A 20,065-nucleotide genomic window follows, 5' to 3' on the forward strand; every position below is an offset into this window, starting at 1 on the left:
ATTTACCGCCATGTCGACAGGATCATTTCACCTGACGCGCGCTGGCCTTGAGGCGCAGGGCGTTGAGGGAAATGAAGCCGGTGGCGTCGTCCTGATTGTAGGCTTCTTCCTGGCCGCCTTCCATGGTGGCGACGGCTTCGGAGTAAAGGCTGTGTGGTGAGCGGCGACCGGCGTTCATCACGTTGCCCTTGTAAAGTTTCACGCGCACTTCGCCGGAAACCGTTTGTTGGGTGTGAGTGACCAGCGCCTGGATGGCTTCGCGCTCTGGAGCGAACCAGAAACCATTGTAAACCAATTGCGCGTATTTCGGGATGAGTGAATCACGGATGTGCATCGCCTCGCGATCAACCACCAAGGTTTCGAGGTCGCGGTGAGCAGCGAGCAGGATGGTGCCGCCCGGGGTTTCATAAACGCCACGGGATTTCATGCCAACGAAGCGGTTCTCGACGATGTCGACCCGGCCCACACCGTGCTTGCCGCCGAGGGCATTGAGCACGCGCATGATGCCGTATGGGGTGAGCAAGGTGTAGCCGTCCTTTTCGCCGAGCACTTGGAAGTCACCCAGCTCTGTGATCAATTCGGCCAGACCTTCCGCTTGCAGGCCGATCGCGTCGCCTTTTTCGAACAGAATCTGCACGTATTCCGGCTTGTCGGGAGCATCCTCAGGAGCGGTCGAAAGCACATACATGTCGCGATCCGCCGGGGTCGTGGCGTCATACCATGGATCCTCCATGGCGCCGGCTTCGAAGGAAATGTGCAGGAGGTTGCGGTCCATCGAATACGGCTTCTTCATCGATGCCTTGACCGGGATGTTGTTGGCTTCCGCGTAGGCGATCATTTCAGCCCGGCCGGGGAAATCCTTGCGGAATGAGGCGTCGCGCCATGGGGCGATGCACTTGATTTGTGGTGCCAAAGAAGCGGCGGAAAGTTCGAAACGCACCTGGTCGTTGCCTTTTCCGGTCGCGCCGTGGGCGATCGCATCAGCTCCTTCAGCGAGAGCGACATCCAGCATGCCTTTGGTAATGCAGGGACGGGCGATCGAGGTGCCAAGCAGGTAGCGGCCTTCGTAAATCGCGTTCGCCTGCAGCATCGGGAAAATGTAGTTGCGGGCGAATTCCTCTTTCAGATCGCCGAGGAAATACTTCGACGCGCCGGTGTTGAGCGCTTTTTCCTCAAGGCCGTCCAGTTCTTCGCGCTGGCCGACATCGGCGCAGTAAGCGATGATCTCAGCGGAATATTTTTCCTTGAGCCATTTGAGAAGAACCGAGGTATCGAGACCTCCAGAGTAGGCGACGAGAATTTTCATTGCCGCGCAGGCAAGCATGATCCCGCGAGACGAGCAAGCGGAGAACGTCGGCAAAGTCCGCAGTTCCCCCATGATCCCCCGCAATTCTTCATTGCCGCCGGTGCGTTCCTGCGGTCAGTTTTCAAGTCGTCGCATTCATCATGGAAGATCGTTACGAAATCCGCGGACAAATCGGCCAGGGCGGGCTTGGCTCGGTCTACCGCGCCTTCGATAAGAAAATGAATCGCGAGGTGGCGCTCAAACGCATCACCCCCAACGACGATGCCCAACAACTTTCGAGCGCGACCGAACAGCTTTCGAAAGAAGCCGGAGCCCTGGCCTCGCTGCAGCACCCGCACATTGTCACCATCTACGATGTCGGCAGCGACGACGAAGGCCCCTACGTCGTGATGGAGCTGATTTCCGGCAAAACGCTGGATGAATTGGTGGAAATCGCCCCGCTGACCTGGCCGGATTTTCGTGAATTGGCGATGCAGACGCAGGAGGCGCTGATCGCCGCGCAAGAGCTGGACCTGGTCCACCGCGATATCAAACCCGGCAATCTGATGCTCAAATGGCTGCCATCCGGGAAATTTCAGGTGAAAATCGTCGATTTCGGCCTGGCCCAGCTGATGCCGGAGCCGACCTTGCAGGACGTCGATGAAAACGACGCGGTGCTTGGTTCGATTTTCTTCATGGCGCCAGAGCAATTCGAGCGTGGATTCATCGATGGCCGCACCGATCTCTATGCGATGGGCAGCGTTTACTATTACGCGCTCACCGGGCTGCATCCATTTGACGGACAAACCGGGCAGGAAGTGATGGCCGCCCATCTGAATCACAGCGTCACTCCTTTGCAGCAACTGCGGCCCGATTTGCCCAACTGGGTGTGTGACTGGGTGATGTGGCTGCTAAATCGCAAACCGGACGACAGACCCGCCACCGCGCGCGACTCGCTGAAGTTGTTCCTGATGAACGATGCGCAGCAAGGCCCGCCGACCAGCAGCCTGCGACCACCATCGGATCGGACCGATCCCGCCAGCGGCAAAACCGTCCCCTCCCCTCAACCGCTGCTTCCGCCGGAAGGTTCACAACCGAGCGTCCACACCACGCCAGTGACGCTTTCGGCTTCAGATTTACCCACCCAGCGCATGACGCCGGGGCCGACGACCCGACTTGCGCCGACTCCAGTCAGGCGGCCGCCGAGCCGCCCGCTGCCACCGCGCCCGAAACCGGGCATGAGCAACGTCCAGAAAACCGTCATCGGAGTTCTCGCTCTGGTGGTGATCTGTGTGGCGGTGCTTTTCATCAGCAAGGCAAACACCCGACACCAGCAGGCGGAAATCCTCGATCAATTGCTGGAGAAAGGTTCGGAGCCAGGGACCAGGGAGCTGCCGGTCACCGAATCCGAGATTGGCATCCTGCTGCGAGCAACTCTGGAAACCAGTGACAACACCCGCCTGCAGAAAATCTACCGCGACCTGTTGATCGCCACGCCCAAAAACGCTGCGGACTTGGACAAACGCATCGCCATTTTCGCCGGTGAACCGGATCTCCCGGACAAGGTTAGGGAGACCTTGATCGGCGAAATCCTGCGCCAACGCGGCAAGCCATCCGCCGTGCAGCCCCTTCTCGATTACGTCAGCAAGACCAACGATGGAGCATTCGCCAACATGGCGCTGGAGACCGCCCGGGCACTTGCCACGCAGCGCCAATGGGAGGATTTTCTGCAGCTTCTGCTCTACACCACGAGCGATGAAATCCGCGAAACCTCCGAGGCGGCCATCACCGAGCTGATCCTGGCGGCTCCCCTTCGCGACACATTTGGCGAGAAATTGGTGGCAGCCTATCAAGGCGCGGTGGATGCAAACGTGCGACTCGCGTTGATCCGATTAATGGGCCATGCGGGAGGCTCTCAACCGGGGCACAAAATCCGTGAGATTCTAAAATCCGGAACCGATCCGGAAAAGGCTGCCGCAGCGATTTCGGTGGGAGTCTGGCCGGATGACTCGATGTTTCTCCCGCTGGTCGACACTCTGAAATCCACCACCAACACCGGACTCCGAACCAGCCTCTTTGACTCGGCGTTCCGGCTGTTACTGGACCCGACTCATTCGCGCAAACCCGAGCAGGACGAACAGTTCTGGAAGTTACTCGCGGCAAACGCGGAAACCAGCCTGGAGCAGGATCAACTCGTCCGCAGCATCACCACCAACCGAAACGAGGCCTGGGTGGCAGATGTGCTGAAAACCATCATCAGCAACGGCAAAAGTGAAGCCGTGATCACCCGCGCCCAAAAGGCACTCGATGCGATGAGCGGGAATTGATCCCGGCCTTCGGTTTCACGGTGAGTAAACCACCACCGGCCCCACTCCCGATCCTTGGATGCGGCGCAATTTTTCCACCGCCCGCTTCACTTGATCGGCAGCGGCCTGCGCTTGCTCCATCGTGTTCAACTTCGAAAAACTGAATCGCAGGCTGCTTTTGGCACGTGCTTCATCGATCCCCATCGCCAGCTGCACGTGCGAGGGTTTTTGCTTCCCGGTCATGCACGCAGACCCCGCCGAGCAGGCGACGCCAGCTTCGTCTAACAAGATCAACAAACCCGCCGCTTCGCAGCCATCGAATGACAGATGGGACGTATTCGGCAAGCGATGCTCCAGGCTTCCATTGACGGTGACCCCGGCGACCTGCTCCATCACCTTTTTTTCAAAGGCATTTCGCATTTCATCCAGATTTCCATAGTCAGGCTTGGCTGCGAACGCAGCGGCGACTCCCATTGCTACGATGCTTGCCGTATTTTCCGTTCCACTGCGCCGCCCATCCTCCTGACCTCCACCGCGCAGCAACGGCATGAAGCGCAGGCCTTTCCTGACATAGAGTGCGCCCATGCCCTTGGGGCCGTGGAATTTGTGTGCGGAGAGCGAGAGCAAATCGACTCCGGTTGCCTTGACATCGATCGGCATTTTCCCCGCCGCCTGGATGGCGTCCGAGTGAAACGGAAGACCCTTTTCCGCCGCCATTTTTCGCATCTCTGCAATCGGCTGAATCACCCCCGTTTCGTTATTCGCGGTCATGATCGAAACAAACGCCGCACCGTCTAACAATTCTGCGAAGGCCGTCAAATTCACCCGGCCATCGGCATCGACCGGCGCCAGCTTGACCTCACGCTGCAGCGACTCCGCATAGCGAAGGACCGCGCTGTGTTCGATCGCCGAAACCACCGCGTGCCCTTCCCCTGTCAAGCGATCCAGGGAATGCAGCGCCGTGTTGACACTTTCCGTTCCGCCGCTGGTAAACAGAATTTCGCTCGGTTCGGCTCCGATCAAATCGGCCACTTGGCGACGCGCCTGATCGATCGCCTTGCGGGCCAGCTTCGCACTCGCATAAGCCCCGGACGGGTTTGCAAAACCATCGCGCAGCCACGGCAGCATCGCGTCCAACACCTCCGGCAACAGCGGCGTCGTCGCATTGGCGTCCAAATGAATCATGCCGCAGCATCCGATCCACCCGGCGTGTTTTCAACCTGGAAAATCCGGTTCCGTGGCGCCATCAGCTGCCGCTGGTCGGATCGTAATCCTTCGGTGCGCGGACGATTTTTTCGATCGCGTGCTTGGTGACCACATTGCCGTTGCTGGAACGGCCCTTGATGCCGAATTCGGAGAACAACAGCGGGCGGATCAAATTCCGCATCCGCAGTGCCGGTTTGATGTGAACCAGCAGCATCTGCGCATCACTTTCCGCCTCCGAGGTGTGGATCGCAAAATACAGGATTTTCGATCCCGGCGTCTCCTTGGTCAGGCTGTATTCCTTATCGCGGGTCACCCCGCCAACACGAAAACGTTTCGCCAAAATCGGCCCGCTGCGGCCATCACGATAAATCAGCGAATAGATCAGCTCCTCATCCTTGCGGAAAATGGCGACGCGCAGCGGCTTGGCACCAACGAAGAATTTTTCGGCAATTTTCGTCACCCGCATCTTCGCATCGCTGGCGAAGATAATGACATCGTCCAGGCGTGAACACCGCTCCACCGGCTCTTCTTTCTTCAGGCCGTAACCGGCAAAACCGTTTTTCGCATCGAGATACAAGGTTTCGGTCAACGCGACGACCTGTGAGCGATCGACTTTTTCGAACGAAGAAATCTCGGTCCGGCGCTCGCGATCCTTGCCGTATTTTTTCATCAGGCCCTCATACCAACGGATCGTGTAGCGGGTCAGATTCCGCAGATTCTTCTCGGTTTCTTCGATCAATTTCTCCAGAGCGAGAATTTCCTCATCCGCCTTGAACGAATCGTATTTCGAGATCCGCTTGATTCGGATTTCGGTAAGGCGGACCAGATCGTCCTGCGTCACCTCGCGCTTGAGCAATTTCTTGAACGGCTCCAATCCGTCGTCGATCGCCTTCAGAACGGCTTCCCAGGTTTCGCATTCCTCGATGTCCCGGTAGATGCGATTTTCGATGAAGATCCGCTCTAACGAACTGAAATGCCATTTGTCGGCCAGCTCGCCGAGTTTGATTTCCAGCTCCATGCGGAGCAGCTCGCGGGTCTGGTCCGCGGTGCGCTTGAGAATTTCGGAAACGCCGAGGAACTGCGGTTTGCCATCGACGATCACGCACGCGTTTGGCGAGATGCTCATCTCGCAATCCGTGAAGGCGTAGAGCGCGTCGCGTGTGGTTTCCGCATCGGCCCCGGCCGGGAGATAAACCAGGATATCCGCATTGGCAGCGGTGTTATCCTCGATCTTGGCGATTTTGATTTTGCCTTTATCCGCAGCGTTGACCACCGAATCCATCACGCCGCCAGTGGTGGTGCCGAATGGGATCTCGGTGATGCGCAGGATGCCTTTTTTCTCCATGGAGATGACGCCCCGGACGCGCACTTTGCCGCCTCGCAGACCATCGCGATAATCGCTGGCGTCCATGATCCCGCCGGTGGGAAAATCCGGCAAAAGCGTGAACGGCTCATTGCGCAGCGCGGCAATCGACGCCTCAATCAGTTCGTTGAAATTGTGAGGCAAGACCTTGCAGGCGAGGCCCACGGCGATCCCTTCGACGCCTTGAGCGAGCAGTAGCGGGAATTTCACCGGCAAGGTTTCCGGCTCTTTGTTCCGCCCATCGTAACTCGGCAACCAGTTGGTGGTCTTAGGATTGAACACCACGTCCAGCGCGAATTTCGTCAACCGGGCCTCGATGTATCGGGGCGCCGCCGCGCCGTCACCGGTGAGGGTGTTGCCCCAGTTTCCCTGAGTATCAATGAGCAGATCCTTCTGACCCAATTGCACCATCGCATCACCGATCGATTGATCGCCGTGCGGGTGGTATTTCATCGTGTTTCCGACGACATTCGCCACCTTGTTGTAACGCCCGTCATCCAGCTCCTCCATCGAATGCAGAATCCGGCGCTGCACCGGTTTCAGGCCGTCATGCAAATGCGGCACCGCCCGCTCCAGAATGACGTAGCTGGCGTAGTCGAGGAAATAGTCCTGGTACATCCCCTTCAACGAGGAATGCTGGTCCGGGTCATGGGTCATGCAGCGGAGACTTAGAGGACTGCGGAGGGGCAGGCAAGCAACTTGACCGGGAAGCTGGTGGCTTTTGCAAAAAGCCCCGACAGAGCCTGGAATCCGTCAACCAGTCAACGCGTCGCTGGAGATTTCAAAATGCTCTTAGGAACTAGCCGCATCAAGTCCGTCCGCATGGTTTCGTCAGGCAGGGACTCGATCCAATTTTTCGCACCAATCGGATCTTTTTTGACTAGATTTAAGCAAATGATATTCGCCATGTTGGCAGACTTCAGTTCATCACCGTGTTTATCGAACCACATGATCGCGCTTCCGATGTCATTTTGACACCAGTAGTCTACCGCCAGATAGGTCAAGTTGGGTTGATGCTGTTCCGTCCATTCAAGTGCAGCCACCGGATCTTTCTTGGCGTATGCTTGGATGACCCGCCGAGGTATTTCACTGCCCTGCATCCAGTTTTCGCTCAAGTAAGGCACCACCCAAGCGGCCGTTTCCGCCGGCTGATACTCCTCTTTCACTTTCTCGATCTCCAGCGCGTAGCCCGCCTTGTCTGACACCGGCAAATCCGATTGATTGATCTTGGCAAACCATTGATTGATGCCTTCCTGGCCACCTTTTCGGTAAACCGCAGCCACCACCATTTTGAACTCGCCGCGCATTCCCAGGCCGGTTTTCGCGAGCCAAGCCACGGTTGCATCCGGGTCCACATTCGCCCAGCCACGAACCAGGCCGTAAACGTATGACCGATCGCCGCTTGCGATTTCTGGGCTCTCATCGACAAATTTCCGAGCGCTTTCCGCATCGACCTCCGTCCAGGCCGTCAGCGCCCGATCCCGAGCTTCGGTGATCGCTAACGAATCCCAACCCGCCCAGGTGTTGGTGCGCAGAAACTCCATGGCCGCAACCGGATCGCGCCTTCCCCAGCTCGTCCACATGCGCGACCACTCGCCTCCGGCATCAATCCCCTGCAGGTCGCTTTCCCGAACGAGAGCCACCATTTCCGGATATTGGCTCAACTCGATTCCTTGAACTAAATTCCAGAACTTCTCATAGCGCTCCGTTTCTACCCGTTCGCGGAAAATTTCACGAACCCGATCTCCCAGATCTTGAGATGCAGTCTCTTCTGGCGCCACTGGTTCAGAAGAAGCCTTCACGTCATTCCCGGCTTCAGCTGCAGGTTTGGGCGCGGCAGCTGAAGATGCGGAAGTATCAGCAATCGAGCGAGAGCCCGGGATGACTTTCGGGCCAACAAAAACTCCGATGCCCGTGCCGAGGGCGAGTCCAAGAACCAATATCGCAAAGGATTTCCAAGGAGAACGGGACGATTTCATGAATGGGATATTTCCAGATTGGAGATTTCAAACTTCTGTGCTGTTGCCCATCTACGAAATGAGCAACTTAAAATCCAGCATCATTTGAAATATTCTCCATTCTCCAAAAACTAGCATTCTATTTACTGATGCTCATGAATTTTGGCAGTGACTCTACACGTCTCGACCAAAACACATAAAGCTTGGATTTTCGTAACCATTCCATACGAGCGATCTCCTCTGGTGTTTTGACTTCTCCTAGATCGAAGGTCGTTTTGTAGCAACGACCCAGCATTACCAAATCGAACTGCATACTCGGTCTCTCACCGCTAGAGAGAGCTACTGCATGTTTGCCTGATTGATCTATCGCAATCAACCAGGGCTGACCGTAGGCGTCTGGGATTGAGTCAGACATCTCTCCTCCGAGCCATGCCCCTTTCAATTCCGAAAGGTCTTCGGTATATCGTTTGAGGGTAATACTGTAATGATTATCATGTTCCGAAAGCTTGCCAATCACAGCTTTTCCTCCGCCTGCGAGTCTACTACTCCCACCCGAGGACAAGTCGAATATTCCGACTTCCTCTAATTTAAAAACCCCGGGTCCATAAATCCGTATCGGCAAATGTAAATCTGGCCAATAGATTTCAGTCGACTCATCTACTGGCAGAGGCTGGGCATCCTCAGATTTAGCATATAGTGAATCTCTAGAGACTGACAAGTGGGTGGGAATTTGATCGTCCTTATTCCAAAAAGTAAATGTTTCATGCTGAGGGATAAGCCTTTCAAGTTGCGACCAGACAGCCGGCCTCCTACCCCAGTGCATTGTTCCATCCGCAGATCTGGAAACCACCAATCGTGTCCTCATTGAGCGATCTCCGAAATCAGGTTGATCAGGCACATCAAATAGTTGAACCCCGAAGTGGTCACCCGCTGCATCACGGCCCATCATGAACCAAATATCGGTAAATTCACCAGGTTTCAGCCCCGTTATAGAGACCATCTTTTCAATAGGAATCCACTTCTGATCCTTCGAAAAATCCGACTTCATCTCTATTACCAAGCGATGCTGAGTTTGAGCAGATTCTCCCGTATAAAAACGTTCAGGCAATTCACCAAAATCGAGATAAGTCCAGACCCAAGGTAAAACTGCACCCACAAAACCACTTAGTAACACCCCAACAGAATAGAATCTCCGAACCGAAACCATCCACCAAATCAAAGGATACGATATCGCCGCAACCAAAATAGCAACTTCTACCGAGTCTAGAATATGCATTTTCTTGAAGATAAACCCATCAATAACCAGATTATTCTTTTCATATACCCCATATTGAAACTTGTTTTTACACCAAAACAATAGACTCACAGAGATCAATGGCACAAAAAAAACTGCTAAACAGCTCAACAACTTACGATACCCTCTTGAACCACATAGGCTAAAAGCCAACCCAGTCGCAGCCATCATCGACCATACTGGCACCGTTAGATAAACCATACCATAGCTAATGGCACGCCAACCAAAGTTAAATACCCAACAATAGATCAATACAACCACAGCAATCCCAAGAAGAATCCATCCATACATGCCGAGCAATCTCCTAAATATCAGGCCATTCGCTACCGGCAAGGTTCGATGAAAAGATCGATCATCAAACGGCGCAGCATCACGAACCATGCTCCAACTCAAGAGACTGATAATCAGCGACAAAGCAGGGATCATCTTCCAACCCCAAAGGTAGGATTGATCATCGGGCCACAATATCGCAATGGCATAAGATAGAACAATAGTAATTCCAAGAAACCGAGTAAGCGGTGAGAATGGCATAATTTTAGTGAGTTTTGATTCGATAACTGCGAGCAAGCGCGACGAAGATTTCCCGGAGAGTCATGGGACGTATTTCTTGTCGGACGGAGGATGGAAAAAGCTGAACCGACGCTGTGGAACTCTCGGGTCCGTTCGACTGGATATCGACATAGCGAATGGTTCGCCCTGCGGCCTGCAGGTTGATCCAGGTTTCAGGAAGATTCGCCGGCAATTCCACCGCTTCATCGAACCAAAGCTCCACGTGGCGGAATCTCGACTGGAGGGTTTCCACATCTTCCTGCAAATCGATCCGGCCATTTTCCAATACGGCGATGCGGTCGGCAAAACGCTCCACTTCCTCAATGTCATGCGAGGAGATCCACACAGTCCAACCTTCCGTTTCGGTCAGTTCCAACAGACCTGTTAGAAATTCGTCCCGCACCAAGGGATCCAGCCCTGTGAACGGTTCGTCGAGCACGATGAGTTGTGGCCGATAAGGCAATGCAGCGAGCAAGGCGGCCTTCATTTTCTGACCGCGTGACATGTTCTGCAATTTGGTTTTCAGCGGTATTTCCAAATCCTTCAGCAGCTTTTTCTCAAAATCGCGGTCCCAGAAATCCCCATACATCGGCCGGATAAAATCGAGCAGTTTGGGAACTGTCAGCCATTCCGGAAGTCTGCGATTTTCTGAAACGTAGCCAATGCGCCGCCATTGCTCCGGGCCAAGATCACGGGCATCAGATCCAAGAATCTGGATTTTACCGGCATCCCGATCGATCAGGTTCATGGCGCATTTGATCGTGGTGCTTTTCCCAGCGCCATTGGGTCCCAGAAAGGCCGTCACCTTTCCTTCGGGTATATCGAGATCGACACCGCGCAGGGCATCCTTCCCATGGAATCGCTTCTGCAATCCGCGAATAGTTATCATGATTTTGTTAGATTTGGTTCGATTGCAACCGCCGTAGCAATTGCTCCACTTCATCGATCGTTAGATGGAGCGATCGCGCTTCATCGAGAAACCGCCGCGCCGCCGGCTCCATCATCGCTAGCCGTTGTTCGAGCGATGGCAGCTGGGGTGCCTGAATGACCATGCCAATCCCGGGTCGACTGATCAGAAAGCCGAGATCCTTTAATTGCTGGATCACCTTGTGGCCGGTGGTTGGAGAAATTTTTAGTTCCTGCGCCAGCGCGCGCACCGAGGGAAATAGATCCCCTTCCCGCAACTCACCACTCGCCAGAGCATGATGCGCCGCGCGGACAATTTGGTCCGAGACCGGTTCGCCATCGCGTAGTTGGAATGAAAACGGAAGCATGTTGAATGTGTTATTTGTGTATCACTACAACTGTTACACCTCAAGAACAATTTGCGATTTAGCGATCATTTCATCTGAATGCCAGATGCCTCAAAGCGCTGCGCCGCATGAGGAATGAAATTCCGGGGCGAGTTTCGCTGGCGGTTTGCTTTGTTTCCACGTATCGGAATCCACTAGCGCTACTTCCCCATGAACCTCCTGATCCTGACTACCGGCGGCACCATCGACAAAGTTTACTTTGACGCCTCATCCCAGTATGAGGTTGGCACGTCGACCGTTCCTGCCGTGTTCGAGGAAGCGGGCGTAACCTTGCCATGGCGACTCGAACCCCTGATGCGAAAGGACAGCCTTGAGCTCGACGACAACGACCGGGCTGCAATTCGCAAAGTGTGCGAGGGTGCCGCCGAGTCACACATTCTGATCACTCACGGAACCGACTCGATGGCTGTTACCGCTGAAGCCCTCGTTGGAATTGCCGGAAAAACCATTGTGCTCACGGGAGCCTTGGCGCCTGCCAGGTTTCGTACAACGGACGCGATCTTTAACCTCGGGCTCGCGCTGGGAGCCGTGCAATCCCTCACTCCCGGCGTGTATCTCGCCATGAATGGCACGATTTTTCCCGCTGGAAAAGTTCGGAAGAATTATCAAGCAGGCCGCTTTGAGCGCACGGATACGCCATAACTGGCAACCCGTTTATTGTTGCCGTTTTGCAAACAAACTGATCAGGTGGGAAAGGTGTCCATGAACTTTCTCCGCTTCATCCCGTTGTTTTTCCTTCTTCAGCTCAGGAGCCAAGCCTGCATCAACGTTCCGGGCACTTCGCTCGATGGAAAATCAACCTTGCTCTTCAGTCATCCGGCCGGTGATTTGAGACGAGCGATGGACTCCGACCCGAGGTCGATGATGGATTTGATCTCGCATGAATCCGGGCCAGATGAAGACCCGATCACTGAACTGGAAAAATCCGGGGTTCGGAAAATCCTGTCCGGCCACTTTGACGAAGCCATCGCCATTTTGACCGATCTTGAGGCCGAATTTCCCGGTCGCTACAGCACTGCTTCGAATCTAGGAACTGCATACGAGCTTCACGGCGATCTCGGTTCCGCCTTAAAATGGATCGAAGAAGGAATCCGGCGGAATCCCGAATCTCACCAAGGCACGGAATGGCTCCATGCCGCCATTTTGAAAACGAAAATCCTACTTCAGGATGATCCGGATTTCCTCAATCACCACCATCTGATCGAGCTCCCGGAGGCCATTTCTCCTCGATCCAAGTTGGTGATCCAAGGTGAAGAGCAATTCGCCCTGAACCTCCAGAACGCGCTGCATCATCAACTCAAGGAGAGGCTCGTCTTTGTTAAACCGACCGATCCCATTGTAGCGGACTTATTATATTCCTATGCTTTACTGGAAGCGCATTTGAACTCCGTAGAACCTGCGATCGAGCTGATGGAACTATCGCGAGAATACGGCTATCCTAAGCCCGGTCAAATTGATCAGAAGATTGAGTTCTACCAATCATTGATATTCTGGCGAAAGTTTCGATTCTATATGTGGATCGCTCTAGGCATCGCCCTCATGGTCACATTCCTCGTCTTTGCTTATCGCAAGAAATGGTTTTTCCTAACCCTCTCCGCTTATCAAAAGGCAAAGTCAGCACAATGATCAATCTTCCACTCTGGTATCGCTTCCGTAACAACTAGGATTACCAAAAAACGCATCAATGAAATAAAAACTACTAAATTTGGATCATCATACGATGAGATCACTCGATACTAAAACGCGATTACCGCAGCATAGAGCGATAATCGCGAAATCGTTTTTAACCGTTAGATTTAGCTCTTCACCAGATTAAATTCAACAAGATAAGAATGTGAAAATCAAACATTTGCGCGTTTACGTCTAACAAGACCAAACAATCCCAAAGCTGAAATCATTGCTGCTACAGATGGTTCAGGAACAGCATTGCCACTAAGCCCCATGATCGAAGTATAAAGCTGGTCATTTCCAGCTGAATCAATCGAAAAATCAATCGAGGTGACCTCCAAACCTTGATATGCTAATGGAATAGCGAGTTCATATTGGAATAATCTAGGCGGGGCTGGAGCATCGTTCCCATTGGTATAATAAGCACGAGTTCCTCCAGAAGTGCCTGCATATACCGGACCAGCTGAGATTGCGACATCGTCGGAGCCGTACCAGTCGCCAGAAGCAAATGCCAGAACGAGTGATGAACCACCTGAGAAATTTACAGTTGCTGTACCTGTAGCACTTCCGTTTGCGGATGCAGTCAGAACGTAGATTTCAGAATAGGCACTTGGAGTTACCATGGTCAATGTCCCTGAGGTGCCATTAATTAGTTGAAGAGTATTCAACTCATCATAACCTCCAAGAAGTTCAAATTCTACGGAAGGATCGCTCTCACTAACAAATGATTGAAGGAGACCCGGATCACCGCCAAAACCAATTCCTTTCGCGAGGAAAGTGGATCCGTTAGCTACATCGAATGATGAGGTGGCATAAGTGGTTAAATCACCACCAGGATTGTAGCCTTCAACGATGATGTCCTGATTAGCACCAGTAGCAGCAATCGGAGTAGCAGCGTAAATGCTTGGAATTGTTAGAAACATTGCAGATAGCAATGCCATACGGGGAGCAGTGGCAATAGTCATAGGGTATGAGTGAATTAGCAATACCCGTACCATTACCTATCATCATACTAACAACTATCCACATGGAATTATTCATTATCCACCACAACAGATAGATATATATTGTTTAAATTTACGCTCTCCGGGCGGTGAAGAAGATTTCCATCCGGTGGTGCAGGTCTTCGTAGAAGCGTTTCTTGATCGCCTCGAGCGCGGCGCGTTTGTCGCTTTCGGCAATGCCGATGGTTTGCTCCTCCAGTTTCATTTTCTCGGCAAATGAGCGCTCCATTTCGATCAAGGAATCGAGAAATTCACGGGCCGCGCGGGTGTGTTCAACGCCATCGACCAGCGCGTGTTCCAGTCCTTGGTTGCGGGTCACTGCGATCAGATTTCCGCTGGAAAGCTGTTGCATGTAGCGGCTGCGGCTTTGCTTGTAAGCGCGATGCTCGGAGTCGAAGGCGATTTCATCGCGATCGACCAATGAGTCGTAGGGCCCGGGTTTGGTGAAAAATTTCACAATCAATGGAATGGTATCCACCAACATGAACAACGCGGTGAGAATGACATACGTGTAGAACGCAAACTTGCCGCCTTCGTTGCCCGCCTCGAACAACGCGTGCAGCGCCAGAGTCTGGGTGAGGATGTCCTTGCGAGGTTCCGCGCGCATCGCATCGAGCCGCTCGGATTCTTCGTTCACCACCGCAGCCAGCTCACCTTGCACCAGCTCAAGCTCCTTGATGCGGCTGTCGATCTGCTGCTTGATCGTTTCGCGCAGCGCATTCTGTTGAGTCACAAATTGATCGGCCTGATCCTCCTCGACCTTTTGCTTCAATGCCGCGACGCGATCCGCCTCGGCTTGGTTCGCAGCTTCGATTTCTTTCAGCTTCTGCTCAAATGCAGCGATCGCCGAAGCTTCGGCTTGGCGCGACTGCGTTTGCAGATTCGCCTTTTCCGCCGTGAGGTGTTCCAGCAATCCGCCGATCCGTTTGGATTCCTCGCGCCGTGGTTCGAGCTGGTCCGATCGTATCGACCGCGCACGCGGCCCTTCACCGGCGATCCCCGACCGTTGACCATTCAGCTCGCGCTCAAATTCGGCCTGCCAAAATCCGAGCTCGGTTTGCAGCGTCGTGTATTGCGGAGTGAGTTCATCGATCTGCTTGTCGACCACCGTCAATCGATCCCGAAAAGGTTCAGTGGCCTTATCGATTGATGCCTTCAGCTCTTTCTGCTGATCCTCCGTGATGCCGGGAATGGCAGCCGTAGCATCCTCTTTCTCCTGCAGGATGAACTTCGCCTGGAATGACTCATTCCAACGCTGGCGTTGTTCGGCGAGCGCGGTTTCCAGAACGCCGATCTGCTCGCGCACTTTAGATTTTTCCTTCTCAAATCCGGACCGCACCACCTCAATTTCCGCCGCGCGATCCTTCTCGATCACCGAGGTCACCGTGTCGCGAAACAACAACAAGACCAGCGGGTGCGCGATCGTGATTCCCATCAGAATCGCCACCAGCAAGCGCAGCGAAAATTGCGCGCCCTTGCGGAAAATCGAAAGATACGGCCGGTAACCCGCGAGCAACGCGCGGTCGATCGTCATGATGATGAACGCCCAAACCGCCGCGACCGGGTAAATGACGCGGGGTTCCGAGGTGAGGGTCGACAGCGCGTAGGCGCAGGCGATGAACGCGAACGAGCAAGGCACCAGAACCGTCGCTCCGAACGCGACGTATTTCCGCTGCTCCCAGTTCGGGCATTGTTCGAGAGTTTCGGTTCCTGCTCCAGAGAGCCAGAAGAAGGCGCGTTTGATGGCGTGCATGGATGCTATGGTTGGAAGCGTAGGATACTCACGGATTCATCATTGAATTGCAACTTCGTGGAAATTTTGCGGAATTTTCACCGATCTCCCTTCGCGCGTCATTCCGTCTCGACTTCGTGCGCTGGCTCGCGTCGGATACTGCCGATGCTGAACCGATTTTACGGGGCCTTTGACACCGAACGACGCTCTGGAATGCAGGATCAGGGCGATTACCGATCCCCGTTCCAGATCGATCGCGACCGGGTGCTGCACACCACCACGTTTCGCCGGTTGCAAAACAAAACCCAGGTTTTCTGGAGTGGCGAATACGATTTCTATCGTACTCGGCTCACCCATTCGCTCGAAGTCGCGCAAATCGGCAAAGCGATTTCCCATTGGCTGAAAACCCGACCCGATGGACCGTTCAACGATGACTTTTTCATCGATCCCGATCTGGTCGAGGCCGTCTGCCTTTCGCACGACCTCGGCCACCCGCCATTCGGTCACGCCGGCGAACGAACGTTGAACCACCTGATGCGCGACCACGGCGGATTCGAAGGCAATGCCCAAACGCTGCGCTTGCTGACCGATCGGATTTTCTCGGCGAAACGCACCGGGATGAATCCGACCCGCGCCTTTCTCGACGGAGTGTTGAAATACAAATCACTGTGGACCGAGCTGAAATCCGACGGCAAAGCACCCGCTCACCATTTCATCTACGACGAACAATTTTCCCATCTCGACTGGGCGATCGGCGGCAATGATTTCCCGATGGAGCTCATCCCAGGAAAAACCCGCGACTCCTTCAAATCGATCGAGTGCCAGATCATGGACTGGGCGGATGACACGGCGTATTCGCTCAATGACTTGTCGGACAGCGTGCGCGCGGGATTTCTCCATCTCGAAAAAATCGAAGCCTGGGCGGAGCAACATCAGCACCCGACTGGCGAGGGCACCCCGCTCGGCGATCTGATGCGGGCGATTCGTCGGAGAAAAGTCGATCCATTCGTCGGCGCGCGCATCGGCCGCTACATCCAGGCGACGCGGATCGAAACCGACGCCAATTTCCTCAGCGATACCACCAATCGCTACAAATTCCGGCTGGTGATCGATCCGGCGGTGAAAGCCGAGTCCGCGTTGTTCAAAAAGCTCGCGTTCGAAGTCGTTTTCCTTTCCCCGCAGCTCAAGCAACTCGAGCACAAAGGCAGCCGCCTGTTGCGCCAACTTTGGGAGCTGCTTTACCAACGCTACGTGCTAAACGAATCGATCGACGGCCAGGATTTCCAGCTCCTGCCTGCGGATTCCGCAGCGGAAATCCTCGCCGAACCCGATGCCGCCGGGCGGGCGCGCTTGGTGTGTGATTTCCTGTCCGGCATGACCGATGGCTACGCGGCGCGAACCTACAAGCGGTTGTTTTCGCCCGATTTCGGCTCGATTGGTGACCTGATCGGGTAAATTTCCGACTTTTACTAATCATTTGATCAGTTCAGTCTTGTGACAAAGATTGACGCCGGGCGGTCGAGGGATTGTCCTTTCTGCCGACATGCCATCCCCTGCCCCATCCAAATCGCTGCTGTCGACGCCTCACGAGGCGCTGGCAAAGCACTTCGGATTTTCCGGGTTTCTGGATGGTCAGGAAAGCGTCATTTCCGAAATCGTTTCCGGTAAGGACGGGCTGGTCGTGATGCCAACCGGCGGCGGAAAGTCGCTGTGCTATCAAATTCCGGCATTGTGCTTCAGCGGCGTGACCCTGGTGATTTCACCATTGATCGCGCTGATGAAAGATCAGGTCGACGCGCTGGTCGCACGCGGCATTTCCGCGACGATGATCAACTCAACGCTAAGCTGGGCCGAACAACGCGAACGCCTGGACGACATGCGGGCTGGAAAGTGGAAGCTCGTCTACGTTGCACCGGAACGGTTTCGTGCGGAAAGTTTTCTCAATGCGATTCGCGGGGTCGAGGTTTCACTGTTTGCGGTCGACGAAGCCCACTGCCTCAGCCAGTGGGGGCACGATTTCCGCCCGGACTACCTCCGGCTCGGCAAGGCGTTGGAAAAAATCGGTAGTCCGCAATGTGTCGCGCTTACCGCTACGGCAACTCCCGTAGTTCGAGAGGACATCCGCAGCGTGCTCAAGCTGCGCAACCCCTTCGAGCGGGTCAGCGGATTTTCCCGTCCCAACCTCGCGTTATCCATCACCGGGGTCGACAAGGCCTCGCACAAGGACGAGCGCATCAAATCGATCGTCGCCGCCCACCGCACCGGCATCATCTACTGCGCGACCCGTAAGAAAGTGGATTCGGTTTCAGAAACGCTCGCAAGTTGGGGCATCAAATGCATCGCCTACCACGGCGGCATGAGCGATCAGGAGCGCGATCGCGCCCAGGAGATTTTCATCCAACGCAAGGTCGACATCGCGGTCGCAACCAACGCGTTCGGCATGGGGATTGATCGGCCCGACGTGCGATTTGTGATCCACTATGAAATTCCGGGCAGTGTCGAAGCCTACTACCAGGAAGCCGGACGTGCCGGACGCGATGGCGAGGCTGCGGTGTGCGAAATGCTGTTCAACTATGCCGATACCCGGACTCAGGAATTTTTCATCGAAGGCGCCAACCCGACGGCTGCGACGATTCGTTCGATTTATCAATACCTGCTCAACGAGGCGGATCGTGAATACGAGGTGCATCGTACTTTGGACGAGATCGCTTCTGGCGCCGATGTGAAGAACCCAATGTCGGTGGGTAGCGGACTGACGGTGTTGGCGCGGTCGGGGTATATCCAGCGCTTTGACGTTCCGGGCAAACGGACGCGAGGCACACGTTTGCTGAAACCTGAAGTGCTGACCAGCCAGCTGCAGCTCGATGAATCTTCAATCGAGGAAAAAGACCGGCGCGATCGCGAAAAGCTGAAGGCGATGGTCGAGATGTGTTACTCGCGGGTTTGTCGCCAGCAGTGGATTCTCACCTATTTCGGTGAAAACGGTGGCAAGCCGTGTGGCAATTGCGACGTTTGCCGCGAGGAAGGATCGGACGAGATCCGTCCACCAACGACTGAAGAAGCATTGATCGTGCGCAAGGCGCTGAGCGGCGTCGCCCGCATGTCGCGCCGCACCGCAAATGGCTGGGAAGCGCGTTTCGGTCGCGGCCGGATCGTGCAAATGCTCGCCGGGAGCCGGTCGCAGGAAATTCTATCCGCAAAGCTCGATGAACTGAGCACCTACGGCATTCTGAAAGAAAAAGGCGCGGGGTATTTGAACGCGCTGATGCGGTCGCTGCACGATGCCCGTTTGGTGATCACGATCAATGGCGACTATCCCCTGCTGACCTTAACGGATGAGGGCGAACAGGTGATGCGAGGCAAGAAATCGTTCTCGATGAACTGGCCGGATACAGATGCGGGCCCAAAGCCTGACAGCTTGCAGGATCAGGGATTCGACGGGCAACTTTACTCAATCCTGCGGGACTTGCGGGCAACCATGGCACGCCAGGAAAACGTTCCGCCTTATGTCATTTTCGGCAACAAAACGCTGGAGGCACTGGTTCGCTATCAGCCGTCCAATTCCACCGAAGCCCTCGAAGTTCCCGGCATCGGCGTGGCGAAGGCTCAGCGATACCTGACGCCCTTCTTGCACGCGATCCAAAATTGGCAGCGCAGTCAGCGCTGATCATTCATGCACGATGATGGCCCGTGGCACGGGCGACTCAGTTGGCTGCGCCGGTTGGCGGAGCGGGTGATGATTTTCCGCAGTCAGCGGTTGAATTGGCGGAAGGGATGAACTGGTCGCCGCCTTGATTTCCTCAGGTGGCGGGGTGGATTGCGTTTTCAGTTCGGTATCTTCTTTCTGGCCCGGCTCCGTTGAAACCTTCGGCTCATGATCCAACTTTTGCTCTAACCATTGATACCCCTTCACCCCGCCGAATACCAAGGCGCCGGAAATCAGGAGCAACCAAATGGAGGCAAAGCCGCCCATCGTCGCAGGCGCGGCGGTTTCACCCAGTTCCGGCTCATCTACCGTTTCCACCAATGGGCCTAACACCTGGCCAGCCACGTAGGAACCCGGCTCGAGTGCGTTGAGCCACTCATCGGCATCGACCTTTAAAAATTCACTGTATTGCCGAAGGAAACTCTTGGCGTAGGTCGGGCTGGAAAAAAACGAAAAGTCTTCTGACTCCAAAGCTTCCACCACCGCGCGTGGAATCTTGGTCTGGTACATCACATCGATCACCTCCAGGCCAGCAGCCTCACGTGCTTCGATTAACGACCTACCGATCTGATACGAGTCACCATCCACAGCGCGGATCTTATCTTTAAAACAGCAATTGGCAAGATTCCTGACAGGGATGGCCAATGCGCATTTGACGTGGTCTCTAACTAAAAGCATGTT

At 54.7% G+C, this 20,065-nt stretch carries 15 protein-coding genes; 5 read left to right on the forward strand and 10 right to left on the reverse strand.

From position 1 onward, the window contains the following. Positions 1-22 precede the first annotated feature (22 nt). Positions 23-1,306, reverse strand: coding sequence for an argininosuccinate synthase (locus JIN85_RS01845; RefSeq protein WP_200267027.1), 1,284 nt, complete (start codon positions 1,304-1,306; stop codon positions 23-25). A gap of 140 nt (positions 1,307-1,446) precedes the next feature. On the opposite strand from JIN85_RS01845, the gene JIN85_RS01850 reads away from it, so the two are divergent. After that, on the forward strand, positions 1,447-3,612 hold the full coding sequence (locus tag JIN85_RS01850) for a serine/threonine-protein kinase (protein WP_200267029.1): 2,166 nt from the start codon (positions 1,447-1,449) through the stop codon (positions 3,610-3,612). A gap of 15 nt (positions 3,613-3,627) precedes the next feature. Here JIN85_RS01850 and JIN85_RS01855 read toward each other — a convergent pair whose 3' ends face one another. From JIN85_RS01855 to JIN85_RS01880, 6 genes are all read right to left on the reverse strand, one after another. Beyond that, positions 3,628-4,776, reverse strand: a complete 1,149-nt coding sequence (locus JIN85_RS01855; protein ID WP_200267031.1) for a cysteine desulfurase family protein — start codon at positions 4,774-4,776, stop codon at positions 3,628-3,630. Between the two features lie 61 nt (positions 4,777-4,837). Then, positions 4,838-6,817, reverse strand: a complete 1,980-nt coding sequence (locus JIN85_RS01860; RefSeq protein WP_200267033.1) for a DNA gyrase/topoisomerase IV subunit A — start codon at positions 6,815-6,817, stop codon at positions 4,838-4,840. Between the two features lie 104 nt (positions 6,818-6,921). Then, positions 6,922-8,139, reverse strand: a complete 1,218-nt coding sequence (locus tag JIN85_RS01865; protein ID WP_200267035.1) for a hypothetical protein — start codon at positions 8,137-8,139, stop codon at positions 6,922-6,924. Between the two features lie 118 nt (positions 8,140-8,257). Further along, complete coding sequence (locus JIN85_RS01870; protein ID WP_200267037.1) at positions 8,258-9,979, reverse strand: hypothetical protein; 1,722 nt, start codon at positions 9,977-9,979, stop codon at positions 8,258-8,260. Further along, positions 9,948-10,850 (reverse strand): ABC transporter ATP-binding protein, encoded by a 903-nt coding sequence (locus JIN85_RS01875; RefSeq protein WP_200267038.1) that lies wholly within the window; start codon positions 10,848-10,850, stop codon positions 9,948-9,950. Before JIN85_RS01875 ends, JIN85_RS01870 begins: the two co-directional genes overlap by 32 nt. A 7-nt stretch (positions 10,851-10,857) precedes the next feature. Beyond that, the gene (locus JIN85_RS01880) at positions 10,858-11,235 is read right to left on the reverse strand and encodes a GntR family transcriptional regulator (RefSeq protein WP_200267040.1); all 378 of its coding nucleotides are present in this window, start codon (positions 11,233-11,235) and stop codon (positions 10,858-10,860) included. A gap of 189 nt (positions 11,236-11,424) precedes the next feature. Here JIN85_RS01880 and JIN85_RS01885 point away from each other — a divergent pair, with 189 nt between their 5' ends. Both JIN85_RS01885 and JIN85_RS01890 read left to right on the forward strand, forming a co-directional pair. Beyond that, positions 11,425-11,916, forward strand: a complete 492-nt coding sequence (locus JIN85_RS01885) for an asparaginase domain-containing protein (protein WP_200267042.1) — start codon at positions 11,425-11,427, stop codon at positions 11,914-11,916. A 60-nt stretch (positions 11,917-11,976) separates the two neighbouring features. Beyond that, positions 11,977-12,900 (forward strand): hypothetical protein, encoded by a 924-nt coding sequence (locus JIN85_RS01890; RefSeq protein ID WP_200267045.1) that lies wholly within the window; start codon positions 11,977-11,979, stop codon positions 12,898-12,900. Positions 12,901-13,115: 215 nt separating this feature from the next. Here JIN85_RS01890 and JIN85_RS01895 read toward each other — a convergent pair whose 3' ends face one another. Both JIN85_RS01895 and JIN85_RS01900 read right to left on the reverse strand, forming a co-directional pair. After that, positions 13,116-13,907 (reverse strand): PEP-CTERM sorting domain-containing protein, encoded by a 792-nt coding sequence (locus tag JIN85_RS01895; protein WP_200267047.1) that lies wholly within the window; start codon positions 13,905-13,907, stop codon positions 13,116-13,118. 112 nt (positions 13,908-14,019) lie between these two features. Then, positions 14,020-15,699: a DUF4407 domain-containing protein gene (locus JIN85_RS01900; RefSeq protein ID WP_200267049.1), complete on the reverse strand. Its 1,680-nt coding sequence runs from the start codon at positions 15,697-15,699 to the stop codon at positions 14,020-14,022. 144 nt (positions 15,700-15,843) lie between these two features. Here JIN85_RS01900 and dgt point away from each other — a divergent pair, with 144 nt between their 5' ends. Then, on the forward strand, positions 15,844-17,133 hold the full coding sequence (gene dgt / locus JIN85_RS01905; RefSeq protein ID WP_200267051.1) for a dGTP triphosphohydrolase: 1,290 nt from the start codon (positions 15,844-15,846) through the stop codon (positions 17,131-17,133). A gap of 88 nt (positions 17,134-17,221) precedes the next feature. After that, positions 17,222-19,345: a RecQ family ATP-dependent DNA helicase gene (locus JIN85_RS01910; RefSeq protein WP_200267053.1), complete on the forward strand. Its 2,124-nt coding sequence runs from the start codon at positions 17,222-17,224 to the stop codon at positions 19,343-19,345. Here the strand turns inward: JIN85_RS01910 and JIN85_RS01915 are convergent, their stop codons facing one another. Beyond that, on the reverse strand, positions 19,346-20,062 hold the full coding sequence (locus JIN85_RS01915; RefSeq protein ID WP_200267061.1) for a helix-turn-helix domain-containing protein: 717 nt from the start codon (positions 20,060-20,062) through the stop codon (positions 19,346-19,348). Positions 20,063-20,065: the final 3 nt, after the last annotated feature.

The organism is Luteolibacter pohnpeiensis (assembly GCF_016595435.1).
Taxonomy (GTDB): Bacteria; Verrucomicrobiota; Verrucomicrobiia; order Verrucomicrobiales; family Akkermansiaceae; genus Luteolibacter; species Luteolibacter pohnpeiensis.